At 45.0% G+C, this 17,985-nt stretch carries 13 protein-coding genes; 9 read left to right on the forward strand and 4 right to left on the reverse strand.

Translation table 11 applies throughout. The features are described from left to right. The 4 genes from QUA99_RS12940 to QUA99_RS33125 form a co-directional block, all read right to left on the reverse strand. Nucleotides 1–2,250: AAA-like domain-containing protein (locus tag QUA99_RS12940; protein ID WP_333237050.1), on the reverse strand; the 2,250-nt coding region annotated here is incomplete at its 3' end. 415 nt (nucleotides 2,251–2,665) lie between these two features. After that, the gene (locus tag QUA99_RS12945; protein WP_333237049.1) at nucleotides 2,666–4,063 is read right to left on the reverse strand and encodes a serine/threonine-protein kinase; all 1,398 of its coding nucleotides are present in this window, start codon (nucleotides 4,061–4,063) and stop codon (nucleotides 2,666–2,668) included. A gap of 33 nt (nucleotides 4,064–4,096) precedes the next feature. After that, nucleotides 4,097–6,721: an ankyrin repeat domain-containing protein gene (locus tag QUA99_RS12950; RefSeq protein ID WP_333237046.1), complete on the reverse strand. Its 2,625-nt coding sequence runs from the start codon at nucleotides 6,719–6,721 to the stop codon at nucleotides 4,097–4,099. A gap of 163 nt (nucleotides 6,722–6,884) precedes the next feature. Next, nucleotides 6,885–7,061 (reverse strand): hypothetical protein, encoded by a 177-nt coding sequence (locus tag QUA99_RS33125; protein WP_445251005.1) that lies wholly within the window; start codon nucleotides 7,059–7,061, stop codon nucleotides 6,885–6,887. A gap of 322 nt (nucleotides 7,062–7,383) precedes the next feature. On the opposite strand from QUA99_RS33125, the gene fbp reads away from it, so the two are divergent. From fbp to QUA99_RS12995, 9 genes are all read left to right on the forward strand, one after another. Then, nucleotides 7,384–8,457 carry a class 1 fructose-bisphosphatase gene (gene fbp, locus QUA99_RS12955; RefSeq protein ID WP_333237044.1) on the forward strand — a complete coding sequence of 358 codons (1,074 nt, stop codon included), beginning with the start codon at nucleotides 7,384–7,386 and terminating at the stop codon, nucleotides 8,455–8,457. A 171-nt stretch (nucleotides 8,458–8,628) separates the two neighbouring features. Beyond that, on the forward strand, nucleotides 8,629–9,783 hold the full coding sequence (gene tal, locus QUA99_RS12960) for a transaldolase (protein ID WP_333237043.1): 1,155 nt from the start codon (nucleotides 8,629–8,631) through the stop codon (nucleotides 9,781–9,783). Nucleotides 9,784–10,044: 261 nt separating this feature from the next. Continuing rightward, nucleotides 10,045–11,574, forward strand: a complete 1,530-nt coding sequence (gene zwf, locus QUA99_RS12965; protein WP_333237039.1) for a glucose-6-phosphate dehydrogenase — start codon at nucleotides 10,045–10,047, stop codon at nucleotides 11,572–11,574. A 150-nt stretch (nucleotides 11,575–11,724) separates the two neighbouring features. Then, a complete protein-coding gene (gene opcA, locus QUA99_RS12970; RefSeq protein ID WP_333237037.1) occupies nucleotides 11,725–13,089 on the forward strand; it encodes a glucose-6-phosphate dehydrogenase assembly protein OpcA in 1,365 nt (454 codons plus the stop codon). Between the two features lie 409 nt (nucleotides 13,090–13,498). Beyond that, entirely contained in the window at nucleotides 13,499–15,028 is a 1,530-nt protein-coding gene (locus QUA99_RS12975; protein ID WP_333237035.1) for a cobyrinate a,c-diamide synthase, read from the forward strand. A 227-nt stretch (nucleotides 15,029–15,255) separates the two neighbouring features. Then, entirely contained in the window at nucleotides 15,256–15,747 is a 492-nt protein-coding gene (locus QUA99_RS12980; RefSeq protein WP_333237033.1) for an ureidoglycolate lyase, read from the forward strand. A gap of 210 nt (nucleotides 15,748–15,957) precedes the next feature. Continuing rightward, on the forward strand, nucleotides 15,958–17,226 hold the full coding sequence (codA, locus tag QUA99_RS12985; RefSeq protein ID WP_333237031.1) for a cytosine deaminase: 1,269 nt from the start codon (nucleotides 15,958–15,960) through the stop codon (nucleotides 17,224–17,226). Between the two features lie 101 nt (nucleotides 17,227–17,327). After that, the gene (locus tag QUA99_RS12990) at nucleotides 17,328–17,810 is read left to right on the forward strand and encodes a KGK domain-containing protein (protein ID WP_333237029.1); all 483 of its coding nucleotides are present in this window, start codon (nucleotides 17,328–17,330) and stop codon (nucleotides 17,808–17,810) included. A gap of 19 nt (nucleotides 17,811–17,829) precedes the next feature. Next, nucleotides 17,830–17,976: a hypothetical protein gene (locus QUA99_RS12995; RefSeq protein WP_333237027.1), complete on the forward strand. Its 147-nt coding sequence runs from the start codon at nucleotides 17,830–17,832 to the stop codon at nucleotides 17,974–17,976. Nucleotides 17,977–17,985 lie beyond the last annotated feature (9 nt).

Genomic DNA, 17,985 nt, shown 5'->3' on the forward strand with positions numbered 1-17,985 from the left:
TACAGGTTCAGGAATTCCCTTTAACTGTTGCAGACCTAAGTCAATCACATTTAAAGATAAATGGGTTTTAACGACTTGATAAACTGTTTCAGAAATACAGATTCCTCCTGGCTGTGCTTTCCCTTCTAAACGAGCAGCTAAATTTACACCAGCCCCCCTGATATCATTATTAAGAGAGAATATTTCCCCCAAGTGAATACCAATGCGGTGTTGGAGGACATGACTCGCAGGTAAGGTTGTAGCAGCTTCGGCGAAATTTCGCTGTATTTCTAGCGCACAGGCGACTGCTTTTACGGCACTGTCTGGAAAGCAAATTAATAAACCATCGCCCATTTCTTTCAGGACTTTGCCTTGATGTTTAGCGCAGATGCCTCGGATGATGTTGAAATCTCGATTCACTAATTCTAGTGTCAGCTTTTGGTTGGCAACTGATAAGGCGGTGGAATTAACGACATCCGAAAAAATAATAGCTGCTAAATTACTCTCTACGTGCAAGCTTGATTGGTTATTAGTTTGTTGCACAGCAGTCATATTCGCTCGGGGAGAGGCTAGGCGATGGCTAAAATATTGACGATACAAACCACACAATGGCATAACAGCATTTCCCTGAAATTTGATCAACCCCATGCTTCGCAATTTAAAAGCCTCTCCGGTGTGAATCTCTACAGGTTGTTCGCTGTTAATCACTTGTCTAATTGTTGCTGCTAGTTCTGCATCTGTTTCCAAGTTAACTAAATGCCGTCGTAAATGATCGTAGTAAGGGCCTTCTTCAGTAGGAGCGACTTTTAGCAAGCTATCTAAGGTAATTCTCCCCCTGGCAATTTGGTAGAGAGCAACTCTAACTAAATAAGGATGACCGCCCACCATTTCGATCAGGTCACAAATCTCTTGATTTGACCAATTTAATTGGTGTCGATTCACTAAATCTGTTACCTGTCTCTGATTGAGTTCAGGTAACTCTATGGGCAATCCCACGTTAAATGGCGACTGATTAATATTGAGAGGGATATAAACTTCTTGAGAGTGAGAAATGACTAACCTCAGCTTTTTCCAAATCTCCTCATTTTTTCCCCGTTCGTGCCAAGCTCGTAATAATCCAAAGAAGTCGGTGGCTATTTCGGAATGCTCAAAAATGCGATCGACTTCATCTAACCCTAAAACAAGAGGCTGATCGCTGTCAGATAGTAGATAGCGTTGGAAATACTTCGTGCTTTTATTTTTACTGCCGAGAACGCCTTTCCAATATTCTCCTAACCTATCTTCTAAATTTAATTCATTGGTAATCTCACCACAAAACCACTGCAACAACTCATCAAGATTGGTGAGAAAACTACCATCAGCCCATTGAAAGTTTAAATACGCTGTTTGATATCCCTTTTCCTTTGCGTGGTATAAAATTCGCTGCACTAAGGAAGTTTTTCCCATTTGCCGGGGAGCTTTGATTCGGATTAAAGCTCCGGGTTTGACAATAGTTTGGTAGCAGTCCGATTCAATGGGAGGTCGATCGATATATAGGGGTGAATCTAAACTCACAGAACCTTCTGGGTTATCTAAGTTGAGAAGAGAAAGGGGAGGTGCGGCGATCGATCGCGGATTTTCCACCTCAGGCGACGACTCCTCAACTATATTGCTAACAGAAGCATCGCGCGATCCATCTGCTGCGTCAGAAAAATCCGACTTTTTCTTCAATACCGGAGTCAGCTCTTCTGGAATACCTGCCATGCTGATGCTAACGCAACCCAACTTGTAGGCAAATTCGATCGACTCCCCCGCCGCCAACGTATCGTAAAAACCCACAGCAAATTCTCGTGCAGCGTTATCTCCCACCGCTTGCTTCATGCCGATCACATAGGGAATGTGACGTGTGATCGCCGCCGCTTGCACTTCTGAATAGCAAGCATTGAGTATGACGCACTCCACGTACTCCTTAAACGCCTCAAACAAAGCTGCCAAAGCTTTGGCATTTACCAGCTTAATCTGCCCCATGTCATCTTCTAGGGCTAAACCGCTTTCTCCTGCACCATGCCCGGAGAAATGCACAATCTCTGGTTTAAAATCTAATACGGCTCGCTGCATTTCTCTGGGCGTCACCGCCCACTGTTGCTCCAGTTGAAACTTGTCGCGCTTTTGTGAGCGTTGCAACCCCTCTGCAATTTCCTTCGCCTCTTCACCTAAGCGCAGGGGAGTTGAGTTTTTCGGGTTGGCTGCCAAAAACAGGATAGTTTTTTTATTTTGAGTAGAAATACTCATCAATGGAACCTTCACGCTTAGGAGATACAGGAGCTTAACGACACTACCCCAATCAGGGCGAGATATTTCTTGCCTTGACAGTATTTAAGCACAAACATCTTTATTTGTGTTGGTAAGTCAATTGGCAGAAACGATCGCCCTGAGTCAAGCATAACCAATCGAAAACGCGATCGCTACTCTCAACTAATCTTTTAGCTACCTATTCCAGAAGTGCGATCGCCTTCCCCTTTTGCAGTCCTATTTCATAAATATCGAGATTATTTATAGTTTTATTCTCATGCCCGATCCAGGATTTTTTGATGATTATTATTGCCTAAATTAGTACATAAAATCTTCTATACCTCCGCATTTACTTAACCCACGCACTCCGAAAAAAAACGGGTTTTTAATCCAATCTGTGGATAACAACAATGATTTATTTTAGTTTACTTAAACAATCATTCAATTCCCCTACCAACCATTCTTTCTCAGCTTGCGGCAAAAATAAGCCAAAACAATAGTTACGCGACTTGGTGCGAATCCGGCAAAAAGTCATCGATTTTTTGAGCAATGGCAGATGAATTACGCTCAACTTTACCCGCTGGATATCTTGAGGACGGATTTGAATTGGTCTAGTAAATAGACAAGAAGCAATCCTACACAAGCACCTACACAAGAACATCAAAGCATAAAATACGGTAAATATTATTACAGGTTTGCTTGATATAAATACAAACAGATGAAATGATTTACCTAGCGAGTAGGCTAAAGTGTATTTAAACAAGCTAACTATCGAGTATATCGGTCCGCCAATTAACCATACGATTAAATCAAAAAATAACAGAATCAAAAAGAAGGGAAGTAAAACTTTATAACTCAGATGAATGAATTGGAAAAACCCTTTGATTTTGCTAGGAAAACGATCGGGGTATATCTTAATGAATAACCACCGTTGAGCGTCAATTAAAGTAATTCGGGATTGGGGAGATCGCTTAAACATTTTTTCGGGATTAATCCCGCTTTGCTGTTCCCCTCGCAGCGCTGATAAAGCATCTTTTGCTGAGTGAAATCGATCTTCAATTGCGGCTTCAATTATCTTCTCTAACCAGTCGGCAAACTCTGGAGAAATAGAGACGCGATCGCGGAATTTTACCTTCAGCTTTTGTCTGGGTAAATCCGATGGAAATTTCTGGGTTAACAGGAAAAGCAGCGTTGTTCCTAATCCATACAAATCTGTTGATAATACAGCTTTTCCTCGGAATTGTTCTGGTGCCATGTAACCGTAGGTCCCGACAACGGTACTGCCTCCAGTAACGGTATGATGGTAAGTATTTTGAACTGCACCAAAATCAACTAGGAAGACTCGCCCGTTTTTTTGCAGAATTATATTTTGAGGTTTGATATCTCGGTGGATAGTAGCAGGTAACAGCGATTGCAGATAAACTAGAATTTCTAGCACTTTATCGGCGATATGACGAACTTGCGATTCATTTGGTTTCCAGCCATTTTCTATCAATTGTGCGAGAGATTTTCCATGTGCGAGTTGTTGGGCGATATAAAAACAACGATCTTGGGAAGTATCAACTTGAAAGTAGTCAATGTAGCGAGGAATTCCCGGATGATTCAATCCCGATAAAGTTTTTGCTTCTCGTTCAAATAACTCGATTTTCTTCCATTCAGTTGTCAGGCGCAGGGATAAAGCTTTGAGTGCAACTTTTTGATTGCTGTTTAAATCTACAGCAGCATAGGTGATTCCAACTCCACCCTGTCCTAATTTGCCGATTATGCGATATCTTTCAGCAACTATTTTTTCCGATTTTTGCATGATTTCCATATTTTTGTGCCTGGGTTGATTTTGTTCGGACAATTAGTAGGTTGCGCCGCGAGCTCTAAGTATTTCGGCTGCTGCTTGTCGGTTGGGAGTAGAGTCAGTTTCTGCTATCTTTAGTGGCGTTTCACCGTAGCAGTTTGTAGCGTTAATTGTCGCGCCTTTATCAATAAGCAATTGTAAGATTTCTACAGTGCCATAATGTGCGGCTTTGTGCAGTGGAGTTGTGTTGCATGTATCTCTGTTATTAACATCTGCACCGTTTTTAACTAGCAGGGCAGCAATATCATTGTGTCCGATCGCGATCGCTTGATACAATGGAGTTTGACCGTTCTCATTTCTAGCGTTAACCCTTGCACCATTAGCAATTAGCAGTTCAGCGATATCTTGAGAGCCTTGAGCAACAGCAAGATCCAGGGGAGTTTGACCGTTATCATTTCTAGCGTTAACCCTTGCACCATTAGCAATTAGCAGTTCAGCGATATCTTGAGATCCTTGAGCAACAGCAAGATGCAGGGGAGTTTGAAGCAAGTTATTTTTGGCATTAACGAATGCACCTTTAGCAATGAGTTTTTTGGCTACATCCTCAAGTTTGAAATCGACAGCGATATGCAGTAAAGTTCTGCCTTCTTTGTCTTCACTATTAACATCTGGGTTTTTACTAATTAGCAGCGCCACTGTATCCTGAAGTTTCAGGTCTACGGCGATATCCAGTGGAGTTTTTCTTTGATTATCCTGGATGTTAATTTCTGCACCTTTAGCAATCAGCAACTTTAAGATTTTTACAGTGCCATAATGGGCGGCTTTGTGCAGTGGAGTTGTGCCAGATCCATCTATATTATTGACATCTGTACCGTTGTTAATTAGCAGTGCAGCAATATCATTGTGTCCGATCGCGATCGCTTGATACAATGGAGTTTGACCGTTCGCATTTCTAACGTTAACCCTTGCGCCATTAGCAATTAGCAGTTCAGCGATATCTTGAGATCCTCGATCGACAGCTAGGTGTAACGGAGTATTTCCAGATTTGTCCCTAGCATTGACATCCAACATTAGCAAAGCAGCAACTTCTTTTGTGGTTGCATAGTGCAGTGGAGTTCTTCGATAGTCATCGCGGATCGCCACATTTGCACCGTCTTTAATTAGCTGTTGTACCAACTCCTTAAAACCTATTTGGGCTGCCTTATGTAATAAAGCTGTACTCTTGCCATTTTGGGCATTGTCTTCTTTGATGTTAATTTTTGCGCCTGCGGCGAGTAGTATCTTTGCGATCGCCTTCGATCGCGCCCTATGTAGAGGAGTCAAGCCATTTTTGTTTTTGGCATTGACATCCGCACCTTTAGCAATCAGCAACTTGGCCATTTCAGGCGATCGGGCAAAGAACAGAGGAGTTGTACATGTAATATTACACGACTCAAATTGAGCTTCTCCCCAGGCGTTAATATCTGCACCTTTAGCAATTAGCGTCTGTGCCACTTTTATGCGATCGGACACAGCAGCGAGGTGTAATGGGGTCCAGCCATATACACCCTTAGCGTTGACATCTGCACCTTTGGCAATTAACAATTCTGCCACCTCTTTTGAGCCAGCAAAGTGTAGTAAATTCTGATTATTTACCCTGCTATTAGCATTAATGCCAAGATCCAGATAATGCCTAACAGTTTGAGTATCTCCCCGTTCAACAGCCTCGACAACTGCATTGGGTGTAAATCCAATCCGGTTAAGGATCGGATATTTAAAGTGATTGAAAACAGCAACAGTAGCAATAGCAGCAATTCCTATTTTGAGGCGCTTTTTCCATTGCGTCGGATTGGATTTAACGTTAACTATTCGAGGATGGCGAAGAGATTCAAGCGCTTCTTTTGCCGAGTTAAAGCGGTTTTCTAAATCTGGCGCTATCATTTTTTCTAACCAATCGGCAAATGCTGAAGAAATCTGAATTTGAGAGCGAAAATCTTTCTCTAGTATATTTGTTGGTAATTCGGCCGGGGAACGGTGGGTTAGTAAATACAACAACGTCCCTCCTAAACCATATAAATCTGTTGCAGGTACGGCTTGTCCGAGAAATTGTTCTGGAGCCATATAACCATAGGTTCCAACTACGGTACTTCCTCGCATTAAAGTATTGTAATAAGTGTTTTGCACTGCTCCAAAATCTACTAAGCAGACTGCCCAGTCTTTTTCTTTGTGGGAATCGATCGGCGATTTGAATACAATGTTCTCTGGTTTAATATCCCGGTGGATAACAGGTGGTTTCTGTGAATGGAGATAAACTAAAATCTCCAAAATTTGTGTGGCAATGCGTTGAATTTCGGATTCGCTAGCGTGCCAGCCATTTTCCACTAAACTTGCTAGAGATTGCCCTTGGGCCAGTTCTTGTACTATATAAAAACAACGGTTATCGGGAGTATCGACATAAAAATAATCCAAATAACGCGGAATTCCCGGATGATTCAATTTTGATAAAACATTGGCTTCTCGTTCAAATAGTTCCAGGACTTTCCAGTCATTCATCTTCTGTAAAGACAAAGCTTTAAGTGCGACTCGCTGGTGTGTTTGGAGGTCAACGGCTTCATAAGTTGTGCTACTACCGCCTTCTCCGAGTAGCTTTTTAATTTGATAGTGTTTGACTAAGTTATGGGGAATTTGTTCAACAATATCCATAGCATTATCCTGGGTTGATGAGTACCAACAAACATTTTATATGTGGGTTTTTAAAACCCAAGTTTTGAAAAATTTATGCAATGTAAATTGAGTGTTTGAGTATATTTCAAACAAGTCAATAGAAAAGTCAATAACTGACTCTGTATATTTGCTTAAATTTCAATTACCGTATTTCTATGGATAGCTTACCCAGAATTTTGGAGTGTCCTATCACCTTTGGCGAAAAATTACGTACGGGATCTCGATCGTAATCGAGCCGATAATCACAGCCGGCGCGATCGTAAATGCCTGCAAGCAATTCCGGCAAATTAACAATAGGTTCTACATCTTTTTCGCGCAAAAGAAATTGTCGGTCTTTTTGAGATGCTAGCCAACGTTCGTAGGCTTCTCTATCGCCACTTTCTCCCTCTGCGCCCTCTGCGTTCTCTGCGGTTAATCAAAAAATTTAGTGATTTAGGATACAATTCCCGGCTCAACACTCGATCGAACGCCTCAATTTTGTGTGGGGATCTAAAATTCACCTAAAGTTCGACGCCCTTTCGCAAAACCCTCCCTAAGATAGAAGTTAGGGGACGATCGGTCTAGTAGCCGATTCAGGAGCAAGTGTCAAGCACCTGAAGATCCCAAACTCAGAGCCGCAAGACAGGGAGGTTATCAATATCATGGTACAAGCGCCGACAGGGGAAGCCCGACTGGGCCCGATCGATCAGGTGCAAGCCCTAGACCGCGATTGCACGACTCTATCCCGTCACGTACTCCAGCAACTCCACAGCTTTTCGGCAGATGCTCAGGATCTCAGCGCGCTGATGAATCGCATCGGACTAGCTGCCAAGCTGATCGCGAGGCGACTCAGCAGAGCCGGATTAATGGAAGATGCTTTAGGGTTTACAGGGGCTGTGAACGTGCAGGGAGAATCCGTCAAAAAGATGGATATCTATGCCAATGAAGTGTTTATCTCGGTATTCCAGCAAAGCGGACTGGTATGCCGCTTGGCTTCGGAGGAAATGGAAAAACCCTACTACATTCCCGAAAACTGTCCGATCGGACGCTACAGTCTGCTCTACGACCCTATAGACGGTTCTTCCAATCTTGACATCAATCTCAATGTCGGCTCCATATTCAGCATCCGCAAGCAAGAGGGGGACGATGCAGACGGTTCGGCTTCCGACTTGCTGCAACACGGACACAAACAAATAGCGGCCGGCTACGTGCTCTACGGCCCCAGTACCATGCTGGTTTATTCGATCGGTCAGGGCGTTCATTCCTTTACCCTCGACCCCAGTTTGGGCGAGTTTATTCTAGCTAACGAAAACATTAAGGTTCCCGATCGCGGCCCGATTTACAGCGTTAATGAAGGCAACTTCTGGCAGTGGGAGGAATCTTTGAGAGACTACATTCGCTACGTACACCGCAGCGAAGGCTACATCGCCCGGTACGGCGGGGCTTTGGTGGGAGATTTCCACCGGATTTTATTTCAGGGAGGCGTGTTTTTGTACCCGGGAACCGTGAAAAAACCCGAGGGCAAATTGCGTTTGCTCTACGAATCGGCTCCTTTGGCGTTTTTGATGGAGCAAGCCGGCGGGCGCGCCAGTACGGGAGTTCAAGACATCTTAGACGTTGTGCCGACCAAACTGCACGAGCGATCGCCCTTGATTGTCGGTAGCAAAGAAAATGTAGCGATGGTGGAGTCTTTTATTCAAGATCGATCGCGCAATCCTAGAAAACTTGAAGAATGAAGTCATTAGTTATTAGTTATTAGTTATTGGTTATTGGTTATTGGTTATGAGAACCAAAAAATCACAACCAAAACATCACAACTAACAACTAATAACTAAGCAATGCCCAATGCTTTTAGGGCCGATGCCAAATTCCCAATTCCCAATTATCAAATTGTAGGAGTTAAAGTAATGACAGAAACGACAAAGAATCACCTGTTAGAAATCGAAGAAATTGGCCAAAGTATTTGGATGGACAATTTGACTCGGGATCTGATCGAGTCCGGCGAACTCAAACAGATGATTGAAAGTAGGGGACTGCGCGGGATTACATCTAATCCAGCTATTTTTGAGAAAGCGATCGCGGGTAATGTAATTTACGACGCGGATATCGAAGCTGGCATCCGGGCGGGCAAATCTGTCATGGAGATTTACGAATCTCTGGTATTTGAAGATATCCGCAACGCTTGCGACATCTTCGCCCCAGTTTACGCAGAGTCGAAGGGTTTGGACGGTTACATTAGCATTGAAGTGCCACCGACAATCGCCAACGATACAGAAAGCACGATTAGCGAAGCCATGCGCTATTACAAAGCCCTCGGCAAAGAAAATGTGATGATTAAGATTCCGGGAACCGCTGAAGGGTTGCCCGCAGTCGAGCGAGTCATCAGCGAAGGGATTAACGTTAACGTGACTTTGCTGTTCTCGGTTGACAGCTACGTCGAAACCTTCTGGGCTTACATTCGCGGTTTAGAAGCGCGGGCGGCTAAAGGTTTGGATGTGAGCAATACTGCTTCTGTTGCCAGTTTCTTCTTGAGCCGGATCGACATCAATATCGATGGCAAGATTGACGAGAAACTCAAAAATGTCACAGATATTTCCACAAAAGCTAAACTGGAAGCAGTGAAGGGGAAAATTGCGATCGCCAATGCGAAAGTAGCTTACCAGAAGTATAAAGAGATCGTAGCGAGCGATCGCTGGCAAGCATTAGCCGCGAAGGGAGCAAAAGTGCAGCGGCTGTTGTGGGCTTCCACCAGCACCAAAAACCCCAACTACAGCGATGTCATGTATGTCGATGAACTAATCGGCCCAGACACAGTTAACACTTTGCCGCCGAACACTGTTGAAGCTTGTTTCGACCACTGCGATGTTGCACCCCGGATTGAGAACAACGTTGCAGAAGCTTACACGCTGATCGAAAGTCTCAAAGATCCCGACATCGACATCAACTTGGACAAAGTAATGGCAGACTTGCTCCTCGACGGGATTGAGAAATTCGTCACCCCGTTCCAATCCCTGATGGATTCCTTGCAAGAGAAAGTGCAGAAGTTGTCACCCGTCGCTTAGGCAGATATCTGTATCCTGAAAGGCAGAAGCATTTAGGAATCAGAATAGATAATTATTTGGGTTCTTAAATGCTGAGTTTTAAATTTTCTCTAGGAATTTTGAGATTAATGGGTGTCAGAGTTCCTAGAGAGCAAAATCATCTGCCTCCTCTAGCAGTATGAAGAACCGATTAACTCTCCGACCCAGCAACTAGCAGAAATGACCGCAAACTATCATGGTGTCTTGGCAGGGTTAACAGCACTAGAACAAGGAAAATAAATAATGGTAACGCTACTTGAAAATCCACTAAGGGTCGGTTTGCGAAAAGAACGGATGCCGGAACCGCAAATTCTGGTAATCTTTGGAGCTTCGGGAGACCTAACTCAGCGCAAACTCGTACCAGCAATTTATCAGATGAGGCGCGATCGGCGTTTGCCACCGGAAGTTACAGTGGTAGGTGTGGCCCGCCGTCCTTGGAGTCACGATTACTTCCGAGAGCAAATGCGGGAAGGGATCGAAGAATTTGGCGGCGGCATTGGCAATGAAGAATTATGGAAAGATTTCGCTAAAGGTTTGTACTACTGTCCGGGCGACATTGACAACCCCGAAAGCTATCAAAAACTCAAAGCTTTCTTAGCGGAACTCGACGAAGAAAGGAGAACTCGCGGCAATCACATATTTTATCTCTCGGTATCCCCTAACTTTTTCCCAGAAGCAATTAGGCAACTGGGCGCGGCTCAAATGCTGACCGATCCAGCAAAACACCGCTTGGTAATTGAAAAACCCTTCGGCCGCGACTTGAGTTCGGCAAAAGCTCTCAACCGAGTCGTGCAGCAGGTTTGCCAAGAACAGCAAGTTTACCGGATAGACCACTATTTGGGTAAAGAAACTGTTCAGAATTTAATGGTATTCCGCTTTGCCAACGCGATTTTTGAACCGCTGTGGAACCGGCAATTTGTCGATCACGTACAAATAACAGTTGCAGAAACAGTAGGCGTAGAAGACCGGGCCGGTTACTACGAATCTTCTGGGGCTCTGCGGGATATGCTGCAAAACCACTTGATGCAGATTTTCTGTCTGACGGCGATGGAACCGCCGAACTCGCTCGACGCTGACAGCATCCGCACCGAAAAGATGAAAGTTCTGCAAGCAACTCGCTTGGCAGATTTGAATAACTTGGAGTTCTCAGCGATTCGCGGTCAATATTCCGCAGGTTGGATGAAGGGCAAACAGGTGCCGGGGTATCACGAAGAACCGGGCGTTGCTCCCAACTCGACAACGCCGACTTTTGTGGCGATGAAGTTTACTATCGACAACTGGCGCTGGCAGGGAGTGCCTTTTTACCTGCGAACCGGCAAACGGTTGCCGAAAAAAGTCAGCGAAATTGCGATTCAGTTTCGCGAAGTGCCCCTGATGATTTTTCAGTCGGCGGCCCAACAAACTACCCCCAACGTTTTGACCATGCGCGTGCATCCCAACGAGGGGATTTCGCTGAGGTTTGAGGCGAAAATGCCGGGGCCGGATTTGCGGACGCGGACGGTGGATATGGATTTCAGTTACGGTTCTTCTTTTGGGGTGACATCTTCGGATGCTTACGATCGACTGTTAATTGACTGTATGCTGGGCGACCAAACTTTGTTTACCCGTTCTGATGAAGTGGAAGAAGCTTGGCGGGTGGTAACGCCGGCGCTGATGGCTTGGGAATCGTCCAACGAACAGGAGTTGGTTCCTAAATACGAAGCGGGTACTTGGGAACCGGCGGAAGCAGAACTGCTAATTAACAGAGACGGCCGCAAGTGGCGCAGACTTTAAAAGTCAGTCGATTTTAGATTTTAGATTTTAGATTTACTGCACAGATGAATCTGAGAGCTTAAACTAGGGTCGAAAATTTTGGGATCTCCAGGACTACTGAACTAATGACCAATGACTGATGACTAAAAACTGACAAAGGAGAGAAAATTTATGACAATGACACCGATGAAAGCTCCGCCTCTGGTTTCGCTGCAAAATCCTAAAGATGTGTCGCTCGACCAAATAGAGGCCGAATTGAGTCAAATTTGGGAAAGTTACAGAGAATCAGGGTCAAAGGGCGATGTTTCGATCGCTAGTAGGGCAACAACTTTTACTTTTGTAGTCTACGAACCGGAAGAGACTCAGCGGTTATTGGCGGATCTGGGGTTTTACGACGGGCCGGTGGACGGTATTACCGGGCCGATGACGGCATCTAGCATTAGGGCGGCTCAAAAAGCTTACGGGCTGCCGAGAACTGGCAAAGCTAACGCTGAATTGCTGGCGACTTTGCGGGAAGAAGTGGCTCGCAAAAATTCAAAAGGCGAAGAGATGGGATCTAGTGGCTTGGGTTCCGGGGGTTCGGGCGTGGCTGACGCGATTGTGGCTGCTAATCCCTGCCGGATTATTGCTCTGTGCCCGACGGCGGGGGAAGATACGGGGGTGCAGGCTCAAGTGGCTGCTTATTGTCCGGTTCACCAGCGCACCACTGGCAATCTGATCTGCTGCGAATACATTACCCTGCGGGGTACGGAAGCTGCTTTGGAACGGGTGAGCGGCATCGTGACGGCGTTGACTATCGCTGATTTGCCGACCCTGCTGTGGTGGAAAGCGAATCCTGATGCCGATCGAGGTTTGTTCCAGCGGCTGGCGGCAATTAGCAGTTCTGTGATTGTTGACTCTAGCAGCTTTGCCGAGTGTGAAGCTGAATTGCTGTTGATGCAAAGTCTGATCGAGGAGGGAATTCCGATCGCGGATCTCAATTGGCGCCGGCTGGCCGCGTGGCAGGAGTTGGCTGCTGAGGCTTTTGACGCCCCGGAACGCCGCGCTGCAATTCGGGAAATCGATCGGGTGACGATCGATTACGAACAGGACAATTCTACTCAAGCGCTGATGTATTTGGGTTGGCTGGCGAGCCGGCTTCAGTGGCGTCCTGTTGCTTTCAAACAGGAAGATGGCGATTACCAAATCAAGCGAATTAAATTCGCGGGGCCGGACGAACGGGTTGTAGAAGCGGAGTTGGCTGCTATTCCTACTGCCGATACGGGCGATGTCCCGGGCGATTTGATTGCTCTGCGTTTGAATTCTACGAACGAGAAGGCTGACTGCGGTACGGTTCTGTGTTCGGAAGTGGGCGGCTGTATGCGGATGGAAACCAAGGGCGGCGCTCAAACCGATCGGTTTAACCAGGTGAGTCCTCTGTTCGATCAGGTGACGGAACAGTTGCTCGGCCAGCACTTGCAGAGTTGGGGCAGAGATGTGCTTTACGAAGAAAGTTTGGCAGTGACGGCTCAAATGCTGAAGTTGGCTAAGCGGTAAAAAGTTCGGCAACGGATTGTGTAGCGGATATAACGGATGTAACGGATGGATGGAATCAGGAGAAAGGAGCAAAAAATAAGGAAGAAGGATTGAGTTAATATTCAGTGGGGCAGGCAATGTCTGCCCTACTTTTATTCTTCTCTTTTCTTCCTACCCTTCGGGAACGGCTTCGCCGAACGCGCTCTTGGCGTCTTCGCGGTTCGTTAAATAGTTATTATTAGAGCGGTTCGAGAGCAATACTCATAACTTTATCAACTGTCTATTTTTATGAGGAAAGAGTCAATAAATCTTTGATTGATACAGAAACCGCAGATGCAAGGCAGATTAACACCGATAAACGCAGATTATTTCCTGATTGGAAAGCGACTTGGGCAATCTTATCTATTATTTATTTGAACTAACTATAACTATGACTTTAGTAATTGCTGGCGAACGCAGCGGGGCGGGAAAGACGACTGTGACGATCGCCCTTTTAGCTTATTTAATCCGTCGCGGCTTGAATGTTCAATCTTTTAAGGTAGGCCCGGATTACATCGATCCGATGTTTCATGCTTTTGTCACGGGTCGCCCCTGTCGGAATTTAGACGCTATATTAACGTCTGAATCTTATGTAAAAAAGTGTTTTTCTCGTCATATTCAAGATGTCGATTATGCCTTAGTTGAAGGGGTAATGGGTTTATTTGATGGAGTGAGTCGAAGGACTCAGGAATCAGGAAGGCACGACACGAATTTTGACACGGATACACGGATTAATTATCGAAAAGAAGAAGGCAATTATGATTTTTCCTTTGCTTCTACGGCTCATGTTGCTTATTTGCTGAATATACCGGTATTGTTTGTGATAGATTGCAGCAGGCTCTCTGGTTCTGTGGCTGCGATCGCCCACGGTTTTCGTTCTTTTAACCCTGACCTTAAATTCGCTGGTTTGGTGCTGAATCGGGTGGCGAGCGATCGACATTTGGAACTGCTTCAAGATGCTCTCCAACCGCTCAATTTACCTATTTTGGGGGTTTTGCGTAGGGATGAGGCTGTTACTATTCCCGATCGACATTTGGGTTTGATTCCGGCTGAGGAGTTGCCGAATCTTCATGCTGCGATCGATAAGTTGGCGGATTTGGCTGCTGTTAGTTTTGACTGGGAGCAACTTTTGCCTTTGTTGGCTGCAACTGAAAATGGGGGGGGTGAGGGGTCTGAGCAACTTTTGGGTAGGCACAGTCTCCCTTCGGGAATTATAACTCAAAAAGATGATGTTGTCAACTCTTTGGGAAAACAATTTGGAGTGAGGATTGCAGTTGCGCGCGATCGGGCTTTTAATTTTTACTATCAGGACAATCTTGATTTGTTGGAAAAGTTGGGTGCGGAGTTGGTATTTTGGAGCCCGCTTGATGACTTGGTTTTTCCTGACAATGTGCAAGGGTTATATTTTGGCGGCGGTTTTCCCGAAGTGTTTGCTCAAAAATTGAGCGGTAATGTTTTAATTCGGGATGCAGTAAGAAGTGCGATTTTTTCGGGAATGCCGACTTATGCGGAGTGCGGCGGTTTGATGTATTTGTGCGATTCTATTGTAGACTTCGATGGCAATTCTTGGCCAGGGGTGGGGGTGTTGGAAACTGCTGCTGCGATGGGAAAGCGTTTGACGCTGGGATACCGAGAAGCTGTGGCGGTGAGGGATAGTTCGGTGTTAACTGCTTTTGATGAGGTTTGGGGACATGAGTTTCATCGATCGCATTTAACTGTGGAATCGACTAACCCAGTTTATCACAGTTGGAGGTATGGGAAGCGGGGGGAAATTGAGGCGGTTGCTGAAGGTTGGGGAGTTTTTCAGGTACACGCTTCTTATTTGCATTTGCACTGGGGTGCTCGTCCTGATATTCCGGCTCGTTTTTTGCAGCAGTGTGCTGATTTTGATTGTAAGGGTGTTTTGGGCGATCGGACTTAATTAATATTTTTTTAACGAACCGCGAAGACGCGAAGGTCGCTAAGGAAGAGAAGGAAGAGGAAGGGCATGATGGGTTATGTCTGTAGCGATTTGGAAGTAAATCAATTAAGTTTTTTGTGGAACAACTCGAAAAGCCTATTCCTGGCTGTTCCCAGAGTATAAATCCAGTGGTCTTACTATTTATATTAGAATATTTATGACGGATCGAGCTAGGGATGTTGGGATGTATGAGCGAATCAATTTCGACTAAGCAATTGTTGGCACAATGGGTGACACCGGAGAATTTTCGGAGTTACGGTCAAGTTATTTTTGCGGCTGTGGACGGGAAGTTTTTCGATGCTGACGATGCTCAGTTAAACTTGCAAAATGGGATTCCTAGATTTTACATTATGCGGCTGCACCAGAAAGGTCGCACATTTCGTCAAATTACGAGGCACGTTCAATGTACTCAGTGTTTGGGTTCTTTGGATGGGAAGGATTGGTTGATGGCGGTTGCGCCTCCTGGGGATAGCTATAAACCGAGTTTAGAGGATATGGCTGCTTTTCGGATTCCGGGCAATTGTTTTATTAAGTTAGATGTGGGAACTTGGCACGCTGGGCCTTATTTTGATGCGGATTTTGTTGATTTTTACAATCTGGAATTGAGCAATACTAATGTGGTTGACCATTTTACCTTTAATTTTGTGAAAAATCACAATCTGGAGTTTGAGATTGTCTGAGGTTGGCGATTTTTAGTTGCGCTTTATTCGGGGAGATTCTTGTTACAGGTTGGTTTTTTGAGTAAGATTTTTTAACCGCAGAGGGCGCAGAGGACGCAGAGGAGGAGAAGGAGGGGATTCGCAAGTGATTGGAGATTTTTTTATCTCACTAGGCTGAGTAGCAACTAGGAAGGATCGCGTTTACAAGTGTTAAATTTAGGTGCAATTGTCATGCCTGAGCAAAAGTATAGCATTGTTCTGCGCCAATGTCGTTTGTTAGGTGCGATCGACGATCGCCCAACGGTTGATATTGCTATTGAGGATGACCAAATAGTCGCCGTCTCACCGCAGATTCCCGAATTTGGACAATCCGAAATCGACATTCAAGGCAATTTAGTTAGTCCTCCTTTTGTGGAGTCGCACATTCATCTCGATTCGGCTTTGACTGCGGGGGAACCGCGATGGAATCAAAGCGGCACTTTGTTCGAGGGAATTCAAATCTGGGGGGAACGAAAGCAATGTTTAACTCTGGATGATGTCAAAAAACGGGCTGTTGAAACTTTAAGGCTGCAAGCGTCTCAAGGGATTTTGTTTGTCAGGAGTCACGCTGATGTTAGCGAACCGACGCTGACTGCTTTGCAAGGACTTTTGGAAGTTCGCGAACAAGTCAAAGATTGGATGACTCTGCAAGTTGTGGCTTTTCCCCAAGACGGGATTTACGGAAGTCTAGAAAATGACAAACTTTTAGAGAAATCTCTGGATATGGGTGCGGATGCTGTGGGCGGGATTCCGCATTATGAGTTGACGCGGGAAGATGGGGTGAAGTCGGTTGAGCGAATTTTTGAACTTGCTGAAAAATACAATAGATTAATAGATGTTCACTGCGATGAAATCGATGATGAACAGTCGAGATTTTTGGAAGTTGTAGCAGCTTGTGCGATTAGAAGCGGGGCGGGTTCGCGGGTGACGGCTAGCCACACGACGGCTTTCGGTTCTTACAACAATGCTTATGCTTTTAAGCTGATGGGAAGTTTGGCAAAAGCGCGAATCAATTTTATTGCCAATCCTTTAATTAATATCACCCTGCAAGGCCGCGCTGATACTTATCCCAAACGCCGTGGGGTGACGCGGGTTAAGGAGTTGTGGCAGCAGGGATTGAATGTGAGTTTGGGCCACGACTGCGTGCAAGATCCTTGGTATAGTTTAGGTACGGGAAATATGTTGGATGTCGCTCATATGGCGGTTCATGTTTGTCAGATGACGGGAATGGCTGAAATTGCAGCTTGTTTTGATATGGTGACTGTCAACGGTGCTAAAACTCTCAATCTGGGAGATGAGAATTATGGGATAGAGGCGGGGAAACCGGCAAATTTGATTGTGTTGGATGCTGAGGATTGTTATGATGCAATTAGGAGGCGCGCTGCGGTTCGGTATGTGATTTCGCGCGGTAAGTTGCTGGCGGAAACAGTACCAGCGAAAACAACTTTTCTCGTACTCTGAAGTCGCCACTTTTTTTAAATTGGGCGCTGTGCAAACAACAACCGTCTTCGCGATATAAAATCAAAATGGATCTAGCTTAAAAAGCAGCATTGACTAATATCATGAGAGATGATATATTTTTAGATAATTTATTCACACAAAGAAATATGAACGCTAAGTTTCAAGACCTAGAGTGCGATACAGATATTTTGATGATTGATAAAGATACTTTTACAGTTGAAAGATTTAAAGAATTAATGAGGCAGAAGCTTGCTAAAAATCTTGAAGAAAAAATACCCAATACTGGGCAATTAATGGTTTATAAGTCGCTTTTTGATTGTTCGATAGGCGGGCTAACTCTACAAGTGGATAAAGGTCAATGGATTTTTCCTCCAGAAGGCATGGCTTGCCAACTTCTAAAAATCGGTTCCCCAAGTTGGCAAAAAGGTAAGCTTAGAATAAAAGCATCTTTAAATTGTACGCCTTATCATGTGAACATCAAAATAGATTGTGAATTTTGTCCTGATGAACTTGCCGAACCGGAATCTATTCTAGATGACATCCGCCAATCTGAGGAGTATAAAAAACTCGCTAATAACAACTGACATCTGAAACTGCTAAACTATGGATCGAGGTGCTATTCCCGATGAGAGTCCGAGAAATTTGCCAGAGCAACTGCTGCTGCAAGATGCTAAGTCTGGTAATTGTAGAGCTATTCAGGGCGGGCCTGACGATATGTTAGGGGATGTTTCCAGACTGGTTGCTCTCTAGGGAGGCAAT

This window comes from Microcoleus sp. F10-B2, from assembly GCF_036704965.1.
Taxonomy (GTDB): Bacteria; Cyanobacteriota; Cyanobacteriia; order Cyanobacteriales; family Microcoleaceae; genus Microcoleus.

Bases quoted from the DNA above. Each gene is read 5' to 3' on its own strand.
- QUA99_RS12945 (WP_333237049.1), bottom strand. From the start codon at position 4,063: ATGGAAATCATGCAAAAATCGGAAAAAATAGTTGCTGAAAGATATCGC.
- QUA99_RS12950 (WP_333237046.1), bottom strand. From the start codon at position 6,721: ATGGATATTGTTGAACAAATTCCCCATAACTTAGTCAAACACTATCAA.
- fbp (WP_333237044.1), top strand. From the start codon at position 7,384: ATGGTACAAGCGCCGACAGGGGAAGCCCGACTGGGCCCGATCGATCAG.
- tal (WP_333237043.1), top strand. From the start codon at position 8,629: ATGACAGAAACGACAAAGAATCACCTGTTAGAAATCGAAGAAATTGGC.
- zwf (WP_333237039.1), top strand. From the start codon at position 10,045: ATGGTAACGCTACTTGAAAATCCACTAAGGGTCGGTTTGCGAAAAGAA.
- opcA (WP_333237037.1), top strand. From the start codon at position 11,725: ATGACAATGACACCGATGAAAGCTCCGCCTCTGGTTTCGCTGCAAAAT.
- QUA99_RS12975 (WP_333237035.1), top strand. From the start codon at position 13,499: ATGACTTTAGTAATTGCTGGCGAACGCAGCGGGGCGGGAAAGACGACT.
- QUA99_RS12980 (WP_333237033.1), top strand. From the start codon at position 15,256: ATGAGCGAATCAATTTCGACTAAGCAATTGTTGGCACAATGGGTGACA.
- codA (WP_333237031.1), top strand. From the start codon at position 15,958: ATGCCTGAGCAAAAGTATAGCATTGTTCTGCGCCAATGTCGTTTGTTA.
- QUA99_RS12990 (WP_333237029.1), top strand. From the start codon at position 17,328: ATGAGAGATGATATATTTTTAGATAATTTATTCACACAAAGAAATATG.
- QUA99_RS12995 (WP_333237027.1), top strand. From the start codon at position 17,830: ATGGATCGAGGTGCTATTCCCGATGAGAGTCCGAGAAATTTGCCAGAG.